Here is a 21785-nt window from a genome sequence, read left to right on the forward strand (position 1 = left end):
GAACAACTTACTCTATATATTAATTTACATACTCTTAATAGACGACATTTATGATTGTTTTTTCTTCTTTGCAAATTCGCCGCGGTGTCAGGGTATTACTTGATAATGCCAGCGCAACGATTAATCCAGGACAAAAGATTGGTCTTGTGGGTAAAAATGGCTGTGGCAAAACCACACTGCTCTCTTTATTAAAAGGGGATCTACAAGCTGAAGCGGGTAATGTGACGTTTCCTAGCACTTGGTCAATGGCATGGGTAAATCAAGAGACACCCGCTTTAGACGTTCCTGCCATTGATTATGTTATTGATGGTGATAGAGAATACCGCGAATTGGAGCGTCGTCTACAACAGGCGAACGACAATAACGATGGTCATGCTATTGCCCTGATCCACGGCCAACTCGATGCTATTAATGCGTGGACTATTCAATCTCGTGCGGCCACATTACTTAATGGTTTGGGATTCAGCCAACAACAACTCACTGAGCCCGTAAAATCATTTTCTGGTGGTTGGCGAATGCGCTTAAACTTAGCACAGGCACTAATTTGTCGTTCTGATCTATTACTACTTGATGAACCGACTAACCACTTAGATTTAGATGCGGTAATTTGGCTAGAAAAATGGCTAAAAAGTTATAATGGTACGTTGATTTTAATTTCCCACGACCGAGATTTTCTTGATCCGATTGTGGATAAAATCTTACATATTGAACAAGAGAAAATATTTGAATATTCAGGTAACTACTCTTCGTTTGAAATGCAACGTGCAACAAAATTGGCACAACAACAAGCACTCTTTGAAAATCAGCAAGCAAAAATTGCCCATTTACAAAGTTTTATTGACCGCTTTAAGGCGAAAGCGACTAAAGCCAAACAGGCACAAAGCCGTGTCAAAATGCTTGAACGTATGGAGCGAGTGGCCCCCGCGCACTCAGATAACCCGTTCCAGTTTAGTTTTCGCCAACCAGAAAGCTTACCAAACCCGCTTCTGTCTATGGAAAAAGTCAGTGCCGGTTACGGTGATAAGATTATCCTTAATAACATCAAACTTAACTTAATTCCCGGCTCACGAATTGGGCTCTTAGGTCGTAATGGTGCAGGTAAATCTACATTAATTAAGCTGTTAGCTGGAGAATTAGCTCCACTACAGGGAAAAGTTGCCCTTTCCAAAGGGATCAAATTAGGTTATTTCGCACAGCATCAGCTGGAATATTTACGTGCCGATGAATCTGCATTACAACATTTAACCCGTTTAGCGCCACAAGAGACTGAGCAAAAATTACGTGATTATCTAGGAGGGTTTGGTTTCCATGGTGATAAAGTCACCGATGCATGTGGCCAATTTTCTGGTGGTGAAAAAGCACGTTTAGTTTTATCGCTACTGGTTTGGCAACGCCCAAATTTACTACTAATGGATGAACCAACCAACCACCTTGATTTAGATATGCGACAAGCATTAACACAAGCGCTAATTAGCTTTGAAGGTGCTATTGTTGTGGTATCCCATGATAGGCATTTATTACGCTCAACCACAGATGATTTATATCTCGTCCATGACGGTCAAGTAGAGCCATTCGAAGGCGATCTTGATGATTACCAGCAGTGGTTAGTTGATCAAAATCGCCAAGAGACTCAAGCTAATAAAACGCAACCCGATCAAGAAACACCAAACGCCTCTAACTTAACGGCTCAAGATAAAAAAGAGCAAAAGCGTAAAGAGGCGGAGTTTAGACAACAAACTCAACCTTTGCGCAAAAAGCTCACCACATTAGAAAGTAAAATGGATAAGCTTAGCCAAGAGCTGACCGCCATCGAAACTGAGCTTTCTGATAGTCAAATTTATGAAGCGAAGAACAAGGCGACACTTACCGATTGCTTAAGCCGTCAAAGTATTGCCAAATCGGCTTTAGAAGAAGTTGAGATGGCGTGGATGGAATTACAAGAAAAACTAGAAGAGATGACCAACGCTTTTGAGTCTCAATAACTATTTTTCATTAATGCCTAAAAAGGAACTATTAAATAATATAGTTCCTTTTCATTAAAATACATTTAAAAAATTTATATAACTCATTTAACTTAACGCCTTTATTTCCTGTCACAGTAGCACGTTTTACACAAAATTATATCCTCACCTTGTACGCAATTATCCAATTTAAATAGTTATCTATCATTTATTTACCCATTATTTGTATTAAGTAAGGGAAATACTCATTTTCTAGCTAAAGTTTTTAATCTACCAGCCGAATTAATCATTCTGCTAAGTGGAGCTCCCACTGGCGAAGAAAAAGGCCAAGCTAATAGGTAGGGTTATGTTAAAACGAATTAAAATCTCTCAAGGTTTAATGTGTGTCCTGACTCTGTTTTGTATTATTCAGGTAATATCTGGAGTACAAAGCATTCACGATGCCTACCAAACTCAAAACAAATTAAAAAAAATCTCATACAGTTTCGACCAGTTACGCACTATGGATAACACCTACGCGGCGTTAAATACTTTACGTACTGATATTATTGCGCAGGCGTTTAGTTATATTGCTAATCCACAGGTGGAAGATGCCAATATTACTACATTCATACAAACGATGGATGCACGTAAGGCAGAGGTGGATACGTTGATGAATGAATATGTCGAACTATCTGCACAAACTGGATTTGATCAGCAACGCATGGCTGAGATCAAACAACTTTATCAAAAAAGTCGTTATGACTTAGATCTTCTTGTGCAATATTTAAATGAACGTAATACCAATGCAATTCGTTTGATCTTAAAAAGCCCAGCCAACGATAACTTTACTAATTCATTATATGAAGCAACAGATTTCATTACTGATGACGTTGTTAATCCGTCAGTGATTGAAGCAGAAGATAACTATCACGAGATGCTATGGATAGCCTCCCTATTCATGGGCATATTCCTGATATTTACGACATTAGTGCTCTTTTGGATCCGTAAACATATTATTGTACGCATTAACCAAATGATTGAATATCAAGAGGCGATTGCTAGTGGAGATTTAATTAGTCGCATTGACCATGATATTACAGGCCGCAATGAAATTGACCAACTTATGTTGGGTTTACAACAAATGCGAGCACGCTTAAAAGAAATGGTTAGCGCTATCCGTAACAGTAGTACAACGATTTATAGTGGTGTTCAAGAAATTGCCGCGGGTAATAACGATTTATCAAGTCGTACCGAAGAGCAAGCTAGTGCTTTAGAAGAAACAGCTTCCAGTATGGAACAGCTTACTGCAACAGTCAGAAATAATACCGAAAGCGCACGTGAAGTCACTCAATTAGTCATGAGCACAGCAGATATTGCCGTTCAAGGTGGCGAGCATAGCAATAAGATGGTGATGACCATGACAGACATTGCCGATCGTTCGCAAAAAATTGGTGAGATCACCGCAGTGATTGATGATATCGCTTTTCAAACCAATATATTAGCACTCAATGCCGCAGTAGAAGCAGCCAGAGCCGGTGAGCAAGGACGCGGTTTTTCTGTGGTAGCCAGTGAGGTACGTAATTTGGCGCAACGTAGTGCGGAGGCGGCAAAAGAGATAAAAGAACTCATTGAATCAACTATTTTACGAGTAAAACAGGGTAATGATCTTGTCGAACAAGTCAGCTTATCTATGGGAGAGATCGTCACATCGGTTAACCATGTATCAGGCTCGATGAAAGAGATTTTAGCAGCATCAGAAGAGCAAACTCGTGGCATTGCTCAGATTAGCCTTGCAGTTAATGAAATGGATAAAGCGACACAACAAAATGCCGCGATGGTGGAACAATCTACAGCGGCTTCAGCAACACTAAGTGAACAAGCCTCAATGTTAGATATGATTGTAAATACGTTCAAGGTAGAACAAGTCGCGGTTACATCACCACGATCACCAACATTCTCGGCTAAGCCAGCTGAACCGGAAATAACAAAAACAGCAACAACATCCACAATAAAATCCCATCATCATGAAGCCGATGACAATTGGGAAAGTTTTTAAGCTAAATAACCTACAATAATATTAACCTGCGACAAAGTTTAAACAACACGTTACATCTGTATTAAAGACCTTTACCGTTAATACCTTCAATCAAATAAGATTGGAGGTATTTCTTAAAATCAATTATAAATTTTCCCATTCTATATAGGTTATAAAAGTCAGACAGCACTTTGATTGCTGATACTTTTCTTTCTCATCAATCATTAGAAACTTTTAATTACTAATAATTCGCCTTGCTAATAAATCATTTTTTTCCCCTAGCACCTTACACCAATCATTAGAAAATTTTAGTTATTAGCGGTTAATTAAAGCGAAAAAAAGCAAAATAAGTCGTTTTCAGTCACAAAATAGATAAAAAAAGTAAAGTTTTCAATTATTAAGCCGAATAAATTTAACTGATGTATGTTTGTCGTTCCTTGCTCTTTATCCTACAAATTAATGAAATAGGTAAGGCTATGCTTAAACGAATAAAAATATCTAGTGGCTTAATGTTTATTTTGATCTTGTTTTGTGCCATTCAGTTGTTTTCTGGTGCTACAGGCATTCGTGATGCTTATTTAACTAATAAGCGAATTTCACAGTTAGCCGATGGTTTTGAACAGATAAAAACCATGGATTATGGTTATGCCGCATTAAATAAATTACGTGAAGATATGCTTAATGTAATGTTTGATGCTCATCTCACCCCAGATCTTGCTGAAAGCAAAATTACAGATTTCCTCTCCTCTTACCCTCAACGAAAAAAAGAAGTCTCTAGCATTATTACCCAATATTTTACCTCCGCTGAAAATGCCGATTTTGATCGCGAAAAAGTGGCGAAAATGAAAAAACTATTTCAGCGTGTCATTTACGATCTTGACCAGCTCGTTTCATGTTTAGAAATACGAGATTATTACGGTTTCCAATCTCTTTATGCTCACAATACGAATGAGCGCTTCACACAATCACTTTATGAGGCAACGGATCATCTTAGCGATAATGTCGTCAACCACGCTATAGAAGCCGCACAGGGTAATTACCAACGCGCGTTGATCTTCGCGTTTATTTTTATGTCGGTATTTATCTTATTTACGGTGTTTGTCATGTTGTGGATACGCCACCATATCGTGTTACGTATTAAACAAGTCATTGATTATATGTCAGATATCTCACAAGGGAATTTACTTGAAAATAGCACCATAAAAGCCAAAGGTAATAATGAGATAGACCAACTTATTAATGGAATACAGTATATGCGGTCTGAATTATCACTGATAGTCAATGCTATTCGCGGAACAAGTCATCATATTTATAATGGTGTACAAGAGCTCAGTGCTGGTAATAATGATCTATCTAGTCGTACTCAAGAGCAAGCGAGTGCTTTAGAAGAAACCGCTTCTAGTATGGAGCAACTAACCGCCACAGTAAAAAATAATACTGAAAGTGCTCGTGAAGTATCACACCTTATCAATCAAACCTCTAATATTGCCAGTAAAGGGGGGGATGTTACCCATAGAATGGTAAAAACCATGAACGATATTGCACAAAGCTCTCAAAAGATTGGCGAGATCACAGCGGTTATCAACAGCATTGCTTTTCAAACCAATATATTATCACTCAATGCTGCGGTAGAAGCAGCCAGAGCAGGAGAGCAAGGACGTGGTTTTTCTGTTGTTGCCACAGAAGTAAGAGAATTGGCGCAACGCAGTGCAGAGGCGGCAAAAGAGATCAAAGAGCTTATTGATGCGTCGATTAACCGCGTCAAACAAGGTAATCAACTGGTTGAACAAGTCAGTACTTCAATGGATGAGATCCTCACATCAGTTAAACATGTTGAAAGCTCAATGACTGAGATCCTATCTGCATCAGAAGAACAAACGCGAGGCATTTCTCAAGTCTCCTTAGCCGTCACTGAAATGGATAAAGCGACACAACAAAATGCCGCAATGGTGGAGCAATCTTCTGCTGTAGCAAGTTTACTAACCGAAGAGGCGGGTGATCTTGAGCAAATTGTTGAGCAATTTAAAACAGCGGAAAGTCTATTTTCGAAGAAGAGCACATTAGCAAAACCCGTTGAGAAATCAGCAAATATTGGGTTATCGCCCATAAAAGAAAATCAACAAGACTCAAGAATAAAAGAGCCAAAAAACCATAACCAATCGACATTCAAAGAAGATGAAGATGATGATGATGATTGGACAAGTTTTTAACAAGTGCTAATCTATTTATATGTATATCAACACCTCATAAAAATGAGGTGTTTTATATTATCTGTAAGATCTCTACCTATTTTCTCTCTTCTACTTTTCTTATTATTTAGTGAAATACATGAATGGCTTTTACTAAATAATTCGTTTGTTCTTTCATTTCTCCGGAAATTAACGACGCTTTAGAGACATAATCTGCATTTTCATGTGTTATTGATTCTAACTGCTCTACAGCTCGACCGAGCTCTTTTAATCCTGCACTTTGTTCTGATGATGCAAGGCTGATTTCACCAATAAGACTCGTGACATTTTTTACATGAACCACAATATTTTCCATTGTTTCCACCGTCTCATTCACTTGCTTTGAGCCAATCTTAATATTGTTACTTGATGTATTAATCAATGCTTTGATCTCTTTTGCCGCCTCTGCACTGCGTTGCGCTAAATTACGCACCTCGCTAGCTACCACAGAAAAACCGCGTCCTTGCTCTCCTGCTCTGGCCGCTTCCACCGAAGCGTTTAATGCCAATATGTTGGTTTGAAATGCAATACTGTCAATGACACCAATAATATTACTGATACGCTCAGAACTTTTCGCAATATCGTCCATCGTATGCACAATAGTATCCATTGCTGTTCCGCCTTGTATTGCTGCCTTGCAAGTCATATTAGATAAATTATTAGCCTGCCCTGCCGTTTCACTATTATTACTCACCGCTGTGGTTAATTGATTCATGGTTGACGCAGTAGTCTCAACATGACTTGCAGTTTGTTCAGTCCTCGTATAGAGATCACGATTCCCCGCAGCTAATTGATCACAAGAAAAAGCAACTTGATGGATTTGATGACTAACATCGTTCACAAGCCAACGAAACATCCGCCCTAGTTGATTTACAGAACGTTGAGTCATACCAATTTCATCAATACGATCAAGATAATCAACGTTGTGTTCATCACCTGTAGCCACCCGATTAGCGTGCTTATTAAGGATCATGATCGGCTTCACTATTTGAAAATAAAAAATTCGCTCATTGGCTATCAATAGTGAAAGTAAGATAGCGGTATGAATGAATAAACCCCAACCATTTAAACCAGCAAACCAAACACTTAATAATATAAAAGGAAATGGTAATAAGAGAAGTAAGCGTACACGCTGCTTTAGTGAGAGTGTTTGTTTCCATGAGCGCCAACTTTTCCAGCCCTTATAAATGAAAGCCCCCTTAGAAAAAGTGTGAGAGGGATATTTACCTTGGTTAAAAGCGGCATAAAGTGTTGCGGCTTGTTCTACTTCTTCTTTTTTTGCCGCCGTCCTCACTGACATAAAACTTTGAATTTTACCTTGACGAATAATAGGGGTGACATTAGCCCTTACCCAATAATGATCGCCATTTTTGCGCCTATTTTTAACTATTCCCGTCCAAACCTCCCCCTGTTTTAATGTTTTCCACATGTCTCTAAATACATCAGCAGGAATATCTGGATGTCTGACAATATTATGGGGTTGCCCCATTAACTCTTGTGCTGAAAAACCACTGACTTCAACAAAATCCTCATTAGCATAAATAATATTGCCATTAACATCGGTTGTTGACATCAGTGTTGCGTTTTCAGCTACCGGATATTCTCGCTGTGTCACCGGTTGATTGTTACGCATTAGTTACTCTCCTCGTCATTGAAATGAGATATCTCAATAAAAAAACACGTGCTAAATAACTAACGTTTCGGCTACAAAGAGAATAACTTTAGAAATAAGTGTAAATATTAACTTTTAAATATTAAAAATTTGAATCAGTTCAAATAAATTAATCATCCAGACTATTAATTAGTGCTTGAGAGCTTAATACTAAAGTCTTCGCATTTTCATCACGCTTCTTTAATAATGCCATAAAGATAAGATCGGTAATGGTGTTTTGTGCAGTGCGAGAAGAAATAGCAGCACTACGCCACTCACCTTCATCAGCAATAGTTTCTAATATATAATCGGCCATCAGACCTAGTGGTGAATGTTTTTCTCCTGTGATCGCTATAATTTTAGCACCTTGTTTTTTAGCCACAGATGCAGCGACCAGCATATCTTTTCTTTTGCCACTGTAAGAGATCACAATTTGTAAATCCCGAGGGCTTAACATCTGAGCAACAGAAATTTGTACATGGTGATCAGTTTCAATTAAAGTCGTAATACCTATTTTCTGTAATTTATAACTTAAATCTCTGGCAACTAAACCTGATCCACCAATACCTATAATTTGTACCCGAGAGGCGTCATCAATCTGTTGGATCACTTGTTCAAACTGGTGATAATTAATTTGACGTGTGGTATCCCGAATTGAATTATTTTTTTCTTGTGCTAATTTCTGCGCAATAACAACCAGGCTATCCTCTGAATCTATTTGGTTATGTAATATGCTGGAGTTTTTTTCTGAATTAGCATTCTTTCGGCCTAAATCTTCACTGATAGCCAGCTTTAAAGAAGGAAATCCTTTAAATCCTATCTTTTGACTAAATTTCACTACTGCTGATTGGCTGACTCCCATAATTTCGGCTAATTGCTGTGATGATAAAGTCACGATTTTTTCAGGGTGTTCTAAAATATAATCCGCTATTTTACGTTGATTTGTCGCCATCCCTGGTTTTATCCATGCTATCTTCGTTAATGTAGGCATAATGACATAATCCACTTAAATTATACTATTTTTATAATGATTTAATTATTAACAAATTTAATTGTATTAAATAATTAATTATTGATGGTAAAGTGAATAAAAAACATCATCTACTCAATAGAAAATGTTAATAATATTAACAATACCTTTATAATAATTCTGTTTATGATTTTATCTAAAATTTTACGTATAAGCACATCTATTTTTAAACAAATTATAAATAATGCTTAAATTTTTTTTAGTTTTTTGAAATAATTTATTCCTTAATATCACTGCAGATAAAATTCCATTAAATATCAATATATAGCATAATAAAAAATTTTTATCCCATTGATAAATAATCATAAAATTAATGTTAATAAAAATAAACAACCAATAAACACTCAACAACTATGGTCAATCAAACGGAATAAATAATTCCTTGTCACAGCTACGATTAAAATTAAAGATAAAATAATCAAGAAATACACAAAACAACACTTTAATCATACTTAATATTATTAATAGATAATCATCAACAACGGTAATAAATAATTATGTGTAATGTGTGATTAAATAACATATTTGGGTATAATAATAATCGTAGAAAATGACTCAACATAGCTAAATTATCTAATTAAATGCAATACAACAAAACAAGAGACTAACTAAACTAAAAAAAATATTATTTACAACAATAAAAAGAAATTAAATCATTTATTTTAGCCTATATTTATTCAATCCAAATCAATGGAATACACATGGCGGTTAATATCCCCATTATAATATTAAATAAGAACCATGCTCGTCTGCTTTGTAAAAAACGACTGATAAATGTTCCACCTAAAATCCATACCATACCAGCGATAAAATTTACCACCAACATCACAACACTAATTACACCAATCGATCCCAAATAACCATCACCGGCTAAACTAAAACTTCCTACGGCGCCTAGCCCCATCATCCAAGCTTTTGGATTTAAAAATTGCAATAATCCACCTTGAAACGCCGTCACTGTTTGGGGCACTTTACTTGAAATATCTAATCGTTGATAAGAAGCGGTTGCTGTTTTCCAAGCTAACCAACAAAGATAAATGCTACCAATAATCTTTAAACCGATATGCAATGCGGGATAAATAATCAATAATGTCGCAATACCAAACGCAGAGCTAAGTAATACACATTGCATTCCGACGATAATGCCTGCCATCAACGTTAAAGAGCGTTTTAAACCAACATGAGCCCCCGAAGAGGTTAATAGTAAATTATTAGGTCCGGGCGTAATGGCTGCAATAAAAAGGAAAACGCTCAACGAAACAACTAGGCTATTTGTCATAGTGAAATGCTCAAAGATGTGACAGATGTTTTATTTTCACCGAAAATAGCAGTATGTTATTTAGCAAACAAGCATTAATTCATTTTAATAAACGGAACTATGTCTCAATATTTTGATCCAATACCTTGGGCTAAGAATCCCCATTTACAGACACTTTTGCCTCGAATAGTGCGAAGAACGCCGCTATTAACGCCTTATTGGCAACGGCTTAATTTGCCTGATAATGATTTTGTCGACTTAGCATGGAGTGAAGAACCCAAAACAGCGCAACATAAGCCCCGTTTGGTTATCTTTCATGGTTTGGAAGGTAACTTTAATAGCCCTTATGTTCATGGCATGCTAGCCGCGGCGAAAGCGCGAGGATGGCTAGGCGTTGTCATGCATTTTAGAGGCTGTAGTGGCGAACCCAATCGGCAAAAACGCATTTATCATTCTGGTGAAACAGAAGATGCCCGCTATTTTCTGAATTGGTTAAAAGAGCAATTTGGCGAACAACCAACCGCAGCGGTAGGTTACTCTTTAGGAGGTAATATGCTGGCCTATTATCTTGCCGAAAGTGGTGAAAATGCGGTATTAGATGCCGCTGTTATTGTGTCCGCACCTTTGATGTTAGAACCTTGCTCAACCAAAATAGAGCGAGGATTTTCGCGCTTCTATCAATGGTATTTACTAAAAGGGTTAAAACGCAATGCGACTCGCAAATTGATCCGCTATCCCCAGTCGTTACCTATTAGTCTATTAACCATTAAATCCATTAAAAAGTTACGTCAATTTGATGATCTGATCACGGCAAAAATTCACGGTTTCAAAGACGCCCTTGATTATTATCGTCAATGTAGCGCTCTCCCTTTACTCAATCAGATCAAAAAAAATACACTTATCATTCACGCCAAAGACGATCCCTTTATGTCTACAGAAGTGATACCTGATATCACAACATTACCTAAAAATATTGAATACCAATTAACAGAATTTGGTGGGCATGTAGGTTTTGTTAGTGGAAAACTCTCTAAGCCTGTAATGTGGCTTGAAAAACGTATCCCCGACTGGCTATCGACCTATTTGGAGAAAGTAAAATGATCATCCCTTGGCAAGAACTATCAACCGAAACGCTAGATAACTTGATTGAAAGTTTCGTTTTACGAGAAGGGACTGATTATGGTATGCAAGAGAAAACGCTTGAACAGAAAGTTGCCGACGTAAAAAAACAACTCGTCTCGGGGGAGGCCGTGTTAGTGTGGTCTGAGCTTCATGAAAGCGTCAACATTATGCCAGCTGCACAGTTTCGCCCTGATTGATCTTACCTAAGTTGGCACTATCACATCACATTTAACAATAAGGTATAGCCCTTATTTTGAAAAGGAACATGATATGTCAATCAAACACCCTATTATTGCTGTTACTGGTTCAAGTGGTGCAGGTACTACTACAACCAGCCAAGCTTTTCGTAAAATATTTCAGCAACTCAACGCCCATGCAGCCTCTATTGAAGGGGATAGTTTTCACCGTTATACACGCCCTGAAATGGATATGGCCATTAGAAAAGCGAAAGAGCAAGGACGGCATATCAGCTATTTTGGCCCTGAAGCCAATGACTTTAATTTATTAAGTTCAACCCTAAGTCACTATAGCCAAACAGGGCAAGGGCAATTTCGCAAATACCTTCATTCTTATGATGAAGCAACCCCTTATAACCAATTACCTGGGACATTTACACCTTGGGAAGCATTGCCAGAAAAAACAGACATTTTATTTTATGAGGGATTGCATGGTGGTGTCGTTACCGATCAACATAATGTCGCTCAACATGTTGACCTATTAGTCGGTGTTGTACCTATTGTTAACCTTGAATGGATACAAAAATTAATTAGAGACACCACAGAGCGCGGGCACTCTCAAGAAGCGGTGAGAGATTCTGTGGTACGTTCGATGGATGATTATATCAGTTACATCATTCCACAGTTTTCTCGCACTCATATCAATTTCCAACGCGTTCCTACGGTGGATACCTCTAATCCCTTCTCAGCTAAAGCTATTCCAACACTGGATGAAAGTTTTATTGTTATTCGCTTTCGTGGCTTAACGGATATCGATTTCCCCTATCTATTGGCAATGTTGCATGGTTCATTTATGTCGACTATCAATACTATTGTTGTTCCAGGAGGGAAATTAGGCTTAGCGATGGAATTAATCATGGCACCACTGGTGAAGAAATTATTGAATGGTGAAAAAATTAGCTAAAATAGATATGTTATTTTTGACGAAAATAATATCCCCGTATTTTAGGGATATTATTTTATATATTAAAATTTATTTTAAAATATCAAATTTATTCAGGATCTTTAATTTCAAAAGAGTGCGTAATATTGGCCGCTTTCCCTAACATTAAAGAAACAGAGCAATATTTTTCTGCTGATAATTGTACAGCTCGCTCAACAATTTTATCTGTCAACGCTTTGCCGGAAACAATGAAATGTAAATTAATATCAGTAAATAAACGAGGTGCCTCTTCACGACGTTTTGATGTTAATTTCACTTCACAATCAGTGACTTGGTGGCGACCTTTACGTAAGATACTCACCACATCAATAGCACTACAACCACCCGCAGCAATTAATACCATTTCCATCGGACTAGGCGCTTTATCACCTGAATTACCATCCATCATAACTTGATGGCCGGAAGATGATTCGCCAACAAAAGATAAATCTTCAACCCATTTAACACGTGCTTCCATTTATTTTTCCCCTAAATACAACTAAGACTAAAAGAGTACATTCTCATAATTCAACTAGCAATTAGCAAATAGGTTTATTATGCTGACTGCGTAAAACGAGACTTAATGCGTTAACTGTGTTAAAAACAATATCTGCTTGATGATAGTGGTTAAGATCAATGCATTATTTTCTCATTTATTATAATCTATTCCTTATTAACTTTCCGAATTCTCAGGAAGTTAATCGGTAAAGATAGGATTTTAAGCACGCTGTATCAAAAGGGTGTCAATCCGTTTTGAAAGGCTGCATTAACGTACAGAGGATAACGCGAATGGTTCTCGGCAAGCCGCAAACAGACCCGACTCTTGAATGGTTTTTGTCACACTGCCATATTCACAAATATCCATCCAAGAGCACGCTGATCCACCAAGGTGAAAAAGCGGAAACACTTTATTATATTGTTAAAGGTTCCGTGGCTGTTCTTATTAAAGATGAAGAAGGAAAAGAGATGATCCTTTCCTACCTAAACCAAGGTGACTTCATCGGTGAACTTGGATTATTTGAAGAAGATCAAGAACGTAGTGCATGGGTTAGAGCAAAAACAGCCTGTGAAGTAGCAGAAATTTCCTATAAAAAATTCCGCCAATTAATTCAGGTCAATCCTGACATTCTGATGCGCCTTTCCGCTCAAATGGCGAATAGATTACAAACCACATCAGAAAAAGTAGGTAACCTTGCTTTCCTTGATGTAACAGGTCGTATTGCACAAACTTTATTAAATTTAGCTAAACAACCTGATGCAATGACGCATCCTGATGGCATGCAAATTAAAATTACACGTCAGGAAATCGGTCAAATTGTAGGTTGTTCACGTGAAACTGTAGGCCGTATTTTAAAAATGCTGGAAGATCAAAACCTCATTTCAGCACACGGTAAAACTATCGTTGTTTACGGTACTCGTTAAGTTGCATTGAAAACAGCCCATTTAACTGATGGACAGTGATTATTTTGTATGAAGCCCCATCGCAATGATGGGGTTTTACATTTGAATTCACTCTGCTTTTACAAACTCAGCAAGCGCTTTTCGTAACGCATTCATGCCCTCTTGTAACTCTTCGAGGGTAATAATCAGCGATGGTGTAAAGCGTATTACATCAGCCCCGGCATTTAACATCATTAAGCCATGCTTAGAGGCCAGTGCAAGTAACTCTTTTGCTTTACCTGCATACAGTGGTGCTAACTGCGCGCCAATTAATAAGCCTTGTCCACGAATTTGGGAAAATACAGCATAAGTTTGGTTTATTGCCTGCAATTCATCCACTATCCAACGATGACGCTCACTGACACCTTCTAATACCGCCTGAGTGTTGATTAAATCAAAAGCAGCATTGCCTACTGCACAGGCTAATGGGTTCCCCCCATAAGTCGTACCATGTGTTCCTACCCCCATTACCGAAGCGATATCCTCGGTGGTTAACATCGCACTGAGAGGAAAACCACTACCTAATGCTTTGGCACTGGTAATAATATCGGGCTGTATATCATAGTGCATATAAGCAAATAGTTTGCCGGTTCGCCCCATACCCGTTTGTACTTCATCAAGAATTAATAGCGCTTGATGCTTATCACATAGTGTACGTAAGCCATGCATAAACTCCGCTGTCGCCGGTGTCACTCCGCCCTCACCTTGGATAGGCTCCAGTATTACGGCACAAGTATGAGAGTCAATCACGGCTTTTACAGCATCAAGAGAGTTAAAAGGGACATGTATAATATCCGCAGGTTTAGGACCAAAACCATCCGCATATTTAGGTTGTCCCCCTACAGAGACTGTAAAAAATGTTCTACCATGAAAGGCATGGTGGAAGGCAATTATCTTAGTTTTATAAGGATTATGACGGGTAATAGCGTAATGTCGTGCTAATTTAAGTGCGGCTTCATTCGCTTCTGCCCCTGAATTGGCAAAAAAAACACGCTCAGCAAAAGTATGTTGGATTAATTTCTGAGCTAAACATAATGCCGGCTCATTAGTAAACACATTACTTACATGCCAAAGCTTCTCACTTTGCTCTTGCAGTGCTTTATTCAATAGTGGATGCGCATGCCCAAGCGCTAGAACAGCAATACCACCAGCAAAATCAATATAGGATTTTCCCTGTTGATCCCAAACACGGCTACCTTGCCCTTTAACAGGAATAAAATCTGCTGGTGAATAAATTGGCAACATTACCTGATCGTAAGTTGCCCTATTAATACGTTGATTTATCATTACCCCACCTGACCGACATTTAGCTATACAATGAAAATATAATCACTAAATATGAATAAAAAATCAAATAAGGTTTGATATAAAATTGGATAATGACGCTAAATTTTCATTATCCAATTAATATTTAAGAAAATTATTTAATAACTCATGCCCTTGTTCACTCAGAATACTTTCAGGATGAAATTGCACACCTTCAATGGGTAAAGTACGATGACGTATCCCCATAATTTCATCAACATTCCCGTCATGTTGGCTCCATGCTGTAACCTCAAAAGGGACAGGCAAGGTTGTCGCATCAATCACTAAAGAGTGATAACGGGTAACGCTTAAAGGTCGATTAAGCCCTTTAAACACCCCTTGCTGATTATGGTGTATTAATGAATTTTTGCCATGCATAACTTCACGGGCTCTGATAACGGATGCACCAAAAGCTTGCCCAATCGCCTGATGACCAAGGCAAACACCTAAAATAGGTATTTCCCCGGCAAATCGCTGTATCGCCTCAAGAGAGATCCCTGCTTCATCTGGCGTGCAAGGTCCCGGAGAGATAACAAGATGTGATGGCATCATCTTTTCTATCTCTTTAAGCCCAATCTCATCATTACGTTTAACAACAACCTCCGCCCCCAGTTCACAAAAATACTGGTAAAGGTTGTAGGTAAACGAGTCGTAATTATCAATAAGTAACAGCATATTAGCTTATCCGACTGATTTTATTATCATTATCTGTTTTAATGCTATTTTGAAACCGTTATATCCCTGACAAAATAGCTCGTTATTCAACCGACCTGGATACAACGAAGCCGATTATCATAGCACAGGTGTAAAATATAAATAGTAAGTAAGAAAAGCTGTTGATTTATTGCGCAATAACAATAATGACGGTGATTATTCATCAATTAAGAGATAAATAAAGCAAACAAGCGCGGTAATAGAAGATCATATGTCAAAAACAAAGATCAGAAATAATTTTTTTGATCGACAATATCCAGAATGTGAGAACGCATTCTGGATATCTGTTCATTGACTGACTTAGGCTAGAGAAGTGTCTAACCTAATCACCCATTATTCTTTAACCACCTCAGCGGATAAAATCGTCACGGTTTTAACGGGTACATTTTGGTAAGGACCAATATTGCGGGTTTGCACTTGTGAAATTTTATCGACAACATCCATGCCTTTCACTACTTTACCAAACACCGCATAACCAAAATCACGTTGACCGTGATCTAAAAAGGCATTATCAGCAACATTAATAAAGAATTGGCTTGTGGCACTGTCTTTATCTGATGTACGAGCCATTGCAATGGTGCCTTTTAAGTTACGTAAGCCATTATCAGCCTCATTCTTAATCGGCTCTCGTGTCTGCTTTTGTTGCAAATCTGCCGTAAATCCCCCACCTTGGATCATAAATCCGGGGATCACTCGATGAAAAGTGGTCCCGTTATAGTAACCATCTTCGACATACTGAATAAAATTTTTCGTTGTGATAGGGGCTTTTTTATTATCCAGTGACAGTTCAATATTGCCTTCAGATGTGACTAATTTAACAAAGGTCTCTCCCGTTGCAGCCATTGCAAGGCTTGTTGTTGTCAAGGTGCAAGCGGTAACGAGAGTGACAAAAAAACGTTTTAACATGCAGGGATCCTTTACTTTAATAGTCTACAACTTACTTAATATGCAGCGATTTTAATTCGCTGAGGCAAATAGTGCCAATCATTTACCTTTATTTACGCACAATAAACGCATTTACATCATAACAGGGTAAATTTTCATGTTTAATTACTGTTATAAGTCGCTAAATTACGCCAAAATAGAGGGAATAGTTAATTAATCGATTTTCGATTCTCTATGCAAAACTCATCTTAGTATGCATGAGGAAGCGCATTATTTCAGAGAGGCTTATACCATAATGACCCAATTTAATTACCAAAAAGCACATTTCATTATCAGTGCACCTGATATCCGCCATTTACCACCAGATACAGGAATTGAAATTGCCTTTGCGGGTCGTTCTAATGCGGGTAAATCCAGTGCATTAAATGCACTAACGCAACAAAATGGATTGGCAAGAACCAGTAAAACACCCGGTCGTACTCAACTTATCAATCTGTTTCAAATTGAGGAAGGACGACGTTTAGTCGATTTACCTGGCTACGGATATGCTCAAGTCCCCGAAGAGATGAAACGCAAATGGCAACGCTCTTTAGGTGAATACCTGCAAAAAAGAGAGTGCTTAAAAGGAGTTGTTATTTTAATGGATATCCGTCATCCATTAAAAGATCTCGATATGCAGATGATTGATTGGGCGGTGGATTCAGAGCTTCCGACTCTCGTCTTACTCACTAAAGCGGATAAATTAGCATCAGGGGCGCGTAAAAAGCAGTTAATGGCGGTACAAAATGCACTGTCAGAAAAATCAGGTGATATACGTGTTGAATGTTTTTCTTCTTTGAAAAAAATAGGCATTGATAAATTACGTAATACGTTAAATGAGTGGTTTACTGATACTAACGAACCAGATACAGAAGCTTAACTCGCTATCCGCTTTACTAGGGGAAAATATGGCTTCCCCTTCCATTCTTAGCATTAATCACTCGTGCAAATTTTAGATAAAAAAATGCCCCAGTCGAAATAAAGTCGACTGGGACAGCTAATATTCAGCTAAATCCGATTACGTGAAGTAAAAGGTCTGAAAGATAGAACATCTTACCTCTGTACCCTACAAGAGATAATGTACTCTATTTTTTTGGCTAATAAAAGCCCTTTTGTAATTTTTTTTCACATGCAAACACGATTCAGCTTGATGTTTATGTATTCAAACGCTCAATAAATGTAGTTTAATTACATATTTATGAGATCTAAATCACCTGTAAAAAGTGCTTAAAAATAAAACAAATCACACAAAATGTGCGGTTTATACAGACTAATTTTGTGATAGGCTTATCGCGAGACCGTAATAAATTTGTAAATTAGCGATAAAATGAGGTATTCATGGCTGTATTAACGCTACTGCATTTTCCTGATGAGCGACTACGCAAAGTTGCTACACCTGTGGAAAAAGTAGATGACGAAATACGCACATTAATCGATGACATGATTGAAACCATGTACGCAGAAAGAGGAATTGGCTTAGCGGCTCCTCAGGTTAATGTCTCTAAACGTATTGTCGTTATTGATGTTTCTGAAAATAGAGATCAACCCATTGCTCTTATTAACCCAGAAATTATCAGTACTGAAGATGAAATAATGGATATGATGGATGGTTGTCTTTCTATCCCAGACTCTTTTGCTCCCACACAACGCTTTCGCTACTTAAAAGTCAAAGCACTAGATAGAAATGGTGATGAAATCGAGCTAGAAGCAGCCGATCTCTTTGCTGGCTGTATTCAACATGAGCTAGATCACCTCAATGGTAAACTATTTATAGACCATTTATCGCCGTTAAAACGTCAACGTATCGAGAAAAAACAGAAAAAATTAAGCAAACTCAATAGCACCCAAGTTGCTTAATGGAATGTATTTAACTTTTGATATTGTTAATACTAATGACTTTTATAGTGTAAGCTCAGTCAAACAACTGGGCTTTTTATTTTTTATCCCCCCACAATTCCTATTGTTCCCCTTCCCTAGCTTTAAATATAGCAAAGCGGGAAAACCTTATAGCTATCCCGCTTAAATTCATCAGTTAAAAAACCATACTGATATCTATTATAAACAAAGTGTTATCTCGTCATTAATGGGCTTCATCCCAGTTATTACCGACTCCGACTTCGACCTTCAGTGGAATAGCAAGCTCCATGCTACTTTCCATGAGCTTATGGATCATCGCATTTGCTTTTTCTAAATATGACTCTCGTACCTCAAACACTAATTCATCGTGTACCTGCATAATCATATGTACATCATCAGGGCATTCATGACAGATCCAATTATCCACCGCAATCATTGCTTTTTTAATGATATCGGCTGCTGTTCCCTGCATAGGTGCGTTAATCGCTTCACGCTCTGATGCTTTACGTCGGATCGCATTTTTAGAATTAATCTCTGGCAGATATAAACGGCGTCCATCTAACGTTTCCACATAGCCTTGCTGTGACGCTTGTTTACGGGTACGCTCCATATAATCTAATACCCCAGGATAACGTTCAAAATAGAGATCCATATATCGCTGTGCTTCTTTTCGTTCAACACCAATTTGTTGAGATAAACCAAAAGCGCTCATACCATAAATAAGACCAAAGTTGATCGCTTTCGCACTACGACGTTGCTCAGCGGTGACTTCGTCTAAAGGTATACCAAACACTTCAGATGCAGTAGCTCGGTGAATATCTTTCCCTTGAGCAAAAGCATCAAGCAAACCTTTATCTTGCGATAAATGCGCCATAATACGTAATTCGATTTGAGAATAGTCGGCAGCAACTATTTTAAAACCATCACGGGCAATAAACGCTTGGCGAATACGACGCCCCTCTTCATTTCTTACTGGAATATTTTGCAGATTAGGATCACGAGAAGATAAACGTCCTGTCGCAGTCACCGCCTGATGATATGAAGTATGCACCCGCTTAGTTTTACTATTGACCATCAACGGCAATTTATCCGTATAAGTCGATTTTAATTTTGCCAATCCACGATGTTCTAAAATTAAACGAGGTAACTCATGACTATGCGCTAACGCTTCTAACACTTCTTCATTTGTTGAAGGGGCACCTTTTGGCGTTTTCTTGATAATAGGAAGATTTAGTTTTTCAAATAAAATCTCTTGTAATTGCTTAGGTGAAGAGAGATTAAATTCTTGCCCTGCTAACGCGAATGTCTCTTTTTCAATCTCAGCTAAACGTTGAGTGATTTCTTGGGATTGCATGGCAAGCACTTGTGCGTCAATCAATACGCCCTTACGCTCCATGCGTGAAAGCACAGGAACTAATGGCATCTCAATATCGTGATAAACGTGTTTTAGCGGTGCAATCGCCTCTATTTGAGGATAAAGCGCTTGATGCAGTAACAAGGTAATATCAGCATCTTCCGCTGCATATAAGGTCGCTTGTTCAACCTCAATCTGATTAAAGGTAAGTTGCCCCTTACCTTTACCAGCAATCTCTTCAAATGTCGTCGTTTTATGATTTAAATGCTTTTCCGCTAAGGTATCCATATCATGGCGGCTACTCACACTATTTAAGACATAAGACTCCAACATGGTATCAAAATAAATACCGTTTAATTCGATGCCTTCATTTTCCATAATGCCGCGGTCGAATTTCAGGTTTTGCCCAATTTTTAAGATGGTTTTATCTTCTAAAATCGGTTTTAAAGCAGTTAGTACCTCATCAACAGGTAATTGCTCTGGTGCATCTAGATAATCATGACGCAATGGAATATAAGCGGCCTTGCCAGGCTCTACCGCAAATGACAGACCGATTAAACGTGCATCAATATTATTCAAGCTATCTGTTTCAGTATCAAAAGCAAAGGCGGGCGCTTTTTTCAGTACCTCAACCCAGCGCATTAAGCTTTCATGAGTCAATATAGACTCATAGTTCTCTTGAGAGATAACCGGGAAATTGTCTGCAGCTGGCTGCTCTTTGGGTGTTGCGACTTCTGCACTATAGGGGACTGGCGCTTTACGGCTACTGCGTTGAGCTAACCAACCACCATTTTGTAAGTCACTTATCCAGCGTTTAAATTCATAACGCGTAAACATTTCAAGTAACTTATCTAAATTAGGTTCATTAACCACTAAGTCATCAAAGGTTTTATCAAGCGCTACATCTGTTTTAATTGTCGCTAATTGATAAGAAAGTTTGGCAACTTTCTCATGTTCAACCATTTTGGCGCCAAGTGTTTTCGCACCCCGGAAACTCAATGTGGCTATTTTATCAAGCTGTTGATAAATATCCTCTAAGCTACCAAGTCCTTGCAATAGCCCTAATGCTGTTTTTTCACCTACGCCTGGAACACCGGGAATATTATCTGATGAGTCACCCATCAGTGCGAGAAAGTCGATAATCAACTCTGGTGGCACCCCATATTTTTCTTTAACTTCATCGGGGCCTAAAATAACATTCGTCATCGTGTTGATAAGTGTGATATTGGGCGTAACTAGCTGTGCCATATCTTTATCACCGGTACTGATTAACACATTACGACCATCACTGGCTGCTTTTAATGCCAATGTGCCAATCACATCATCAGCTTCGACGCCAGTAATAGAAAGTAACGGTAAGCCCATCGCTTGAACCATTTCATGCAAAGGCTCAATCTGCTCACGCAGATCATCTGGCATTGGTGGGCGATTAGATTTATATTCCTCATACAACTCATCACGGAATGTTTTGCCTTTAGCATCAAACACAACCGCCACATGACTAGGCTTATACTGAATTATTAGGCTGCGTAGCATGTTTAACACACCATACATCGCCCCTGTGGGTTCACCTTTGCTATTAGTTAGCGGAGGAAAAGCATGATAGGCACGATAAAGGTATGAAGAGCCATCTACAAGGATAAAGGGGTTTTCTGCTATCTGGACCATAATCTGTTCATCATTGTTCTGAGGTTCATTGATATGACTAGAATGCCACATTGCAACGCAATAGACGAATATTACCTGAGATTATTGACAAACTTCTT

General features: G+C 38.2%; 18 protein-coding genes. 9 read left to right on the forward strand and 9 right to left on the reverse strand.

Translation table 11 applies throughout. The features are described 5' to 3' along the window. Nucleotides 1-50 precede the first annotated feature (50 nt). From AACV01_RS02065 to AACV01_RS02075, 3 genes are all read left to right on the forward strand, one after another. Nucleotides 51-1982, forward strand: a complete 1932-nt coding sequence (locus tag AACV01_RS02065; protein WP_049197489.1) for an ABC transporter ATP-binding protein — start codon at nt 51-53, stop codon at nt 1980-1982. A 325-nt stretch (nt 1983-2307) separates the two neighbouring features. Then, complete coding sequence (locus AACV01_RS02070; protein ID WP_046334862.1) at nt 2308-3999, forward strand: methyl-accepting chemotaxis protein; 1692 nt, start codon at nt 2308-2310, stop codon at nt 3997-3999. Nucleotides 4000-4454: 455 nt separating this feature from the next. Then, on the forward strand, nt 4455-6188 hold the full coding sequence (locus tag AACV01_RS02075; protein WP_161682343.1) for a methyl-accepting chemotaxis protein: 1734 nt from the start codon (nt 4455-4457) through the stop codon (nt 6186-6188). Between the two features lie 106 nt (nt 6189-6294). On the opposite strand, the gene AACV01_RS02080 is transcribed toward AACV01_RS02075, so the two are convergent. From AACV01_RS02080 to AACV01_RS02090, 3 genes are all read right to left on the reverse strand, one after another. After that, the gene (locus AACV01_RS02080) at nt 6295-7839 is read right to left on the reverse strand and encodes a methyl-accepting chemotaxis protein (RefSeq protein ID WP_049221040.1); all 1545 of its coding nucleotides are present in this window, start codon (nt 7837-7839) and stop codon (nt 6295-6297) included. Between the two features lie 148 nt (nt 7840-7987). Further along, complete coding sequence (locus AACV01_RS02085; protein ID WP_041701362.1) at nt 7988-8848, reverse strand: SIS domain-containing protein; 861 nt, start codon at nt 8846-8848, stop codon at nt 7988-7990. Nucleotides 8849-9560: 712 nt separating this feature from the next. Next, entirely contained in the window at nt 9561-10166 is a 606-nt protein-coding gene (locus AACV01_RS02090; protein WP_004246878.1) for a LysE family translocator, read from the reverse strand. Nucleotides 10167-10265: 99 nt separating this feature from the next. Between AACV01_RS02090 and AACV01_RS02095 the strand changes: the two genes are divergently transcribed. From AACV01_RS02095 to AACV01_RS02105, 3 genes are all read left to right on the forward strand, one after another. Next, on the forward strand, nt 10266-11246 hold the full coding sequence (locus AACV01_RS02095; protein WP_004246877.1) for a hydrolase: 981 nt from the start codon (nt 10266-10268) through the stop codon (nt 11244-11246). Continuing rightward, complete coding sequence (locus tag AACV01_RS02100) at nt 11243-11464, forward strand: YheU family protein (RefSeq protein ID WP_004246876.1); 222 nt, start codon at nt 11243-11245, stop codon at nt 11462-11464. Before AACV01_RS02095 ends, AACV01_RS02100 begins: the two co-directional genes overlap by 4 nt. A 73-nt stretch (nt 11465-11537) precedes the next feature. Continuing rightward, nucleotides 11538-12407, forward strand: a complete 870-nt coding sequence (locus AACV01_RS02105; RefSeq protein WP_004246875.1) for a phosphoribulokinase — start codon at nt 11538-11540, stop codon at nt 12405-12407. Nucleotides 12408-12495: 88 nt separating this feature from the next. On the opposite strand, the gene AACV01_RS02110 is transcribed toward AACV01_RS02105, so the two are convergent. Next, on the reverse strand, nt 12496-12903 hold the full coding sequence (locus tag AACV01_RS02110) for an OsmC family protein (protein ID WP_004246873.1): 408 nt from the start codon (nt 12901-12903) through the stop codon (nt 12496-12498). A 311-nt stretch (nt 12904-13214) separates the two neighbouring features. Here AACV01_RS02110 and crp point away from each other — a divergent pair, with 311 nt between their 5' ends. Further along, nucleotides 13215-13847, forward strand: coding sequence for a cAMP-activated global transcriptional regulator CRP (gene crp / locus AACV01_RS02115; protein WP_004246872.1), 633 nt, complete (start codon nt 13215-13217; stop codon nt 13845-13847). 87 nt (nt 13848-13934) lie between these two features. On the opposite strand, the gene AACV01_RS02120 is transcribed toward crp, so the two are convergent. From AACV01_RS02120 to ppiA, 3 genes are all read right to left on the reverse strand, one after another. Continuing rightward, nucleotides 13935-15152: an aspartate aminotransferase family protein gene (locus AACV01_RS02120; protein ID WP_046334858.1), complete on the reverse strand. Its 1218-nt coding sequence runs from the start codon at nt 15150-15152 to the stop codon at nt 13935-13937. A 117-nt stretch (nt 15153-15269) separates the two neighbouring features. Further along, complete coding sequence (locus AACV01_RS02125; RefSeq protein ID WP_004246870.1) at nt 15270-15845, reverse strand: aminodeoxychorismate synthase component II; 576 nt, start codon at nt 15843-15845, stop codon at nt 15270-15272. Nucleotides 15846-16217: 372 nt separating this feature from the next. After that, nucleotides 16218-16790 carry a peptidylprolyl isomerase A gene (gene ppiA, locus AACV01_RS02130; RefSeq protein WP_004246869.1) on the reverse strand — a complete coding sequence of 191 codons (573 nt, stop codon included), beginning with the start codon at nt 16788-16790 and terminating at the stop codon, nt 16218-16220. 274 nt (nt 16791-17064) lie between these two features. On the opposite strand from ppiA, the gene yihA reads away from it, so the two are divergent. Next, nucleotides 17065-17688 (forward strand): ribosome biogenesis GTP-binding protein YihA/YsxC, encoded by a 624-nt coding sequence (gene yihA / locus AACV01_RS02135; RefSeq protein WP_046334857.1) that lies wholly within the window; start codon nt 17065-17067, stop codon nt 17686-17688. A 124-nt stretch (nt 17689-17812) separates the two neighbouring features. Here the strand turns inward: yihA and AACV01_RS17830 are convergent, their stop codons facing one another. Beyond that, nucleotides 17813-17860, reverse strand: coding sequence for a hypothetical protein (locus tag AACV01_RS17830; RefSeq protein WP_438361642.1), 48 nt, complete (start codon nt 17858-17860; stop codon nt 17813-17815). 286 nt (nt 17861-18146) lie between these two features. Between AACV01_RS17830 and def the strand changes: the two genes are divergently transcribed. Continuing rightward, nucleotides 18147-18665, forward strand: coding sequence for a peptide deformylase (gene def, locus AACV01_RS02140; protein ID WP_004246867.1), 519 nt, complete (start codon nt 18147-18149; stop codon nt 18663-18665). A 223-nt stretch (nt 18666-18888) separates the two neighbouring features. On the opposite strand, the gene polA is transcribed toward def, so the two are convergent. Then, entirely contained in the window at nt 18889-21687 is a 2799-nt protein-coding gene (gene polA / locus AACV01_RS02145; protein WP_049217893.1) for a DNA polymerase I, read from the reverse strand. Between the last annotated feature and the right edge of the window lie 98 nt (nt 21688-21785).

It is taken from the genome of Proteus sp. G2609, assembly GCF_963896135.1.
Taxonomy (GTDB): domain Bacteria; phylum Pseudomonadota; class Gammaproteobacteria; order Enterobacterales; family Enterobacteriaceae; genus Proteus; species Proteus mirabilis.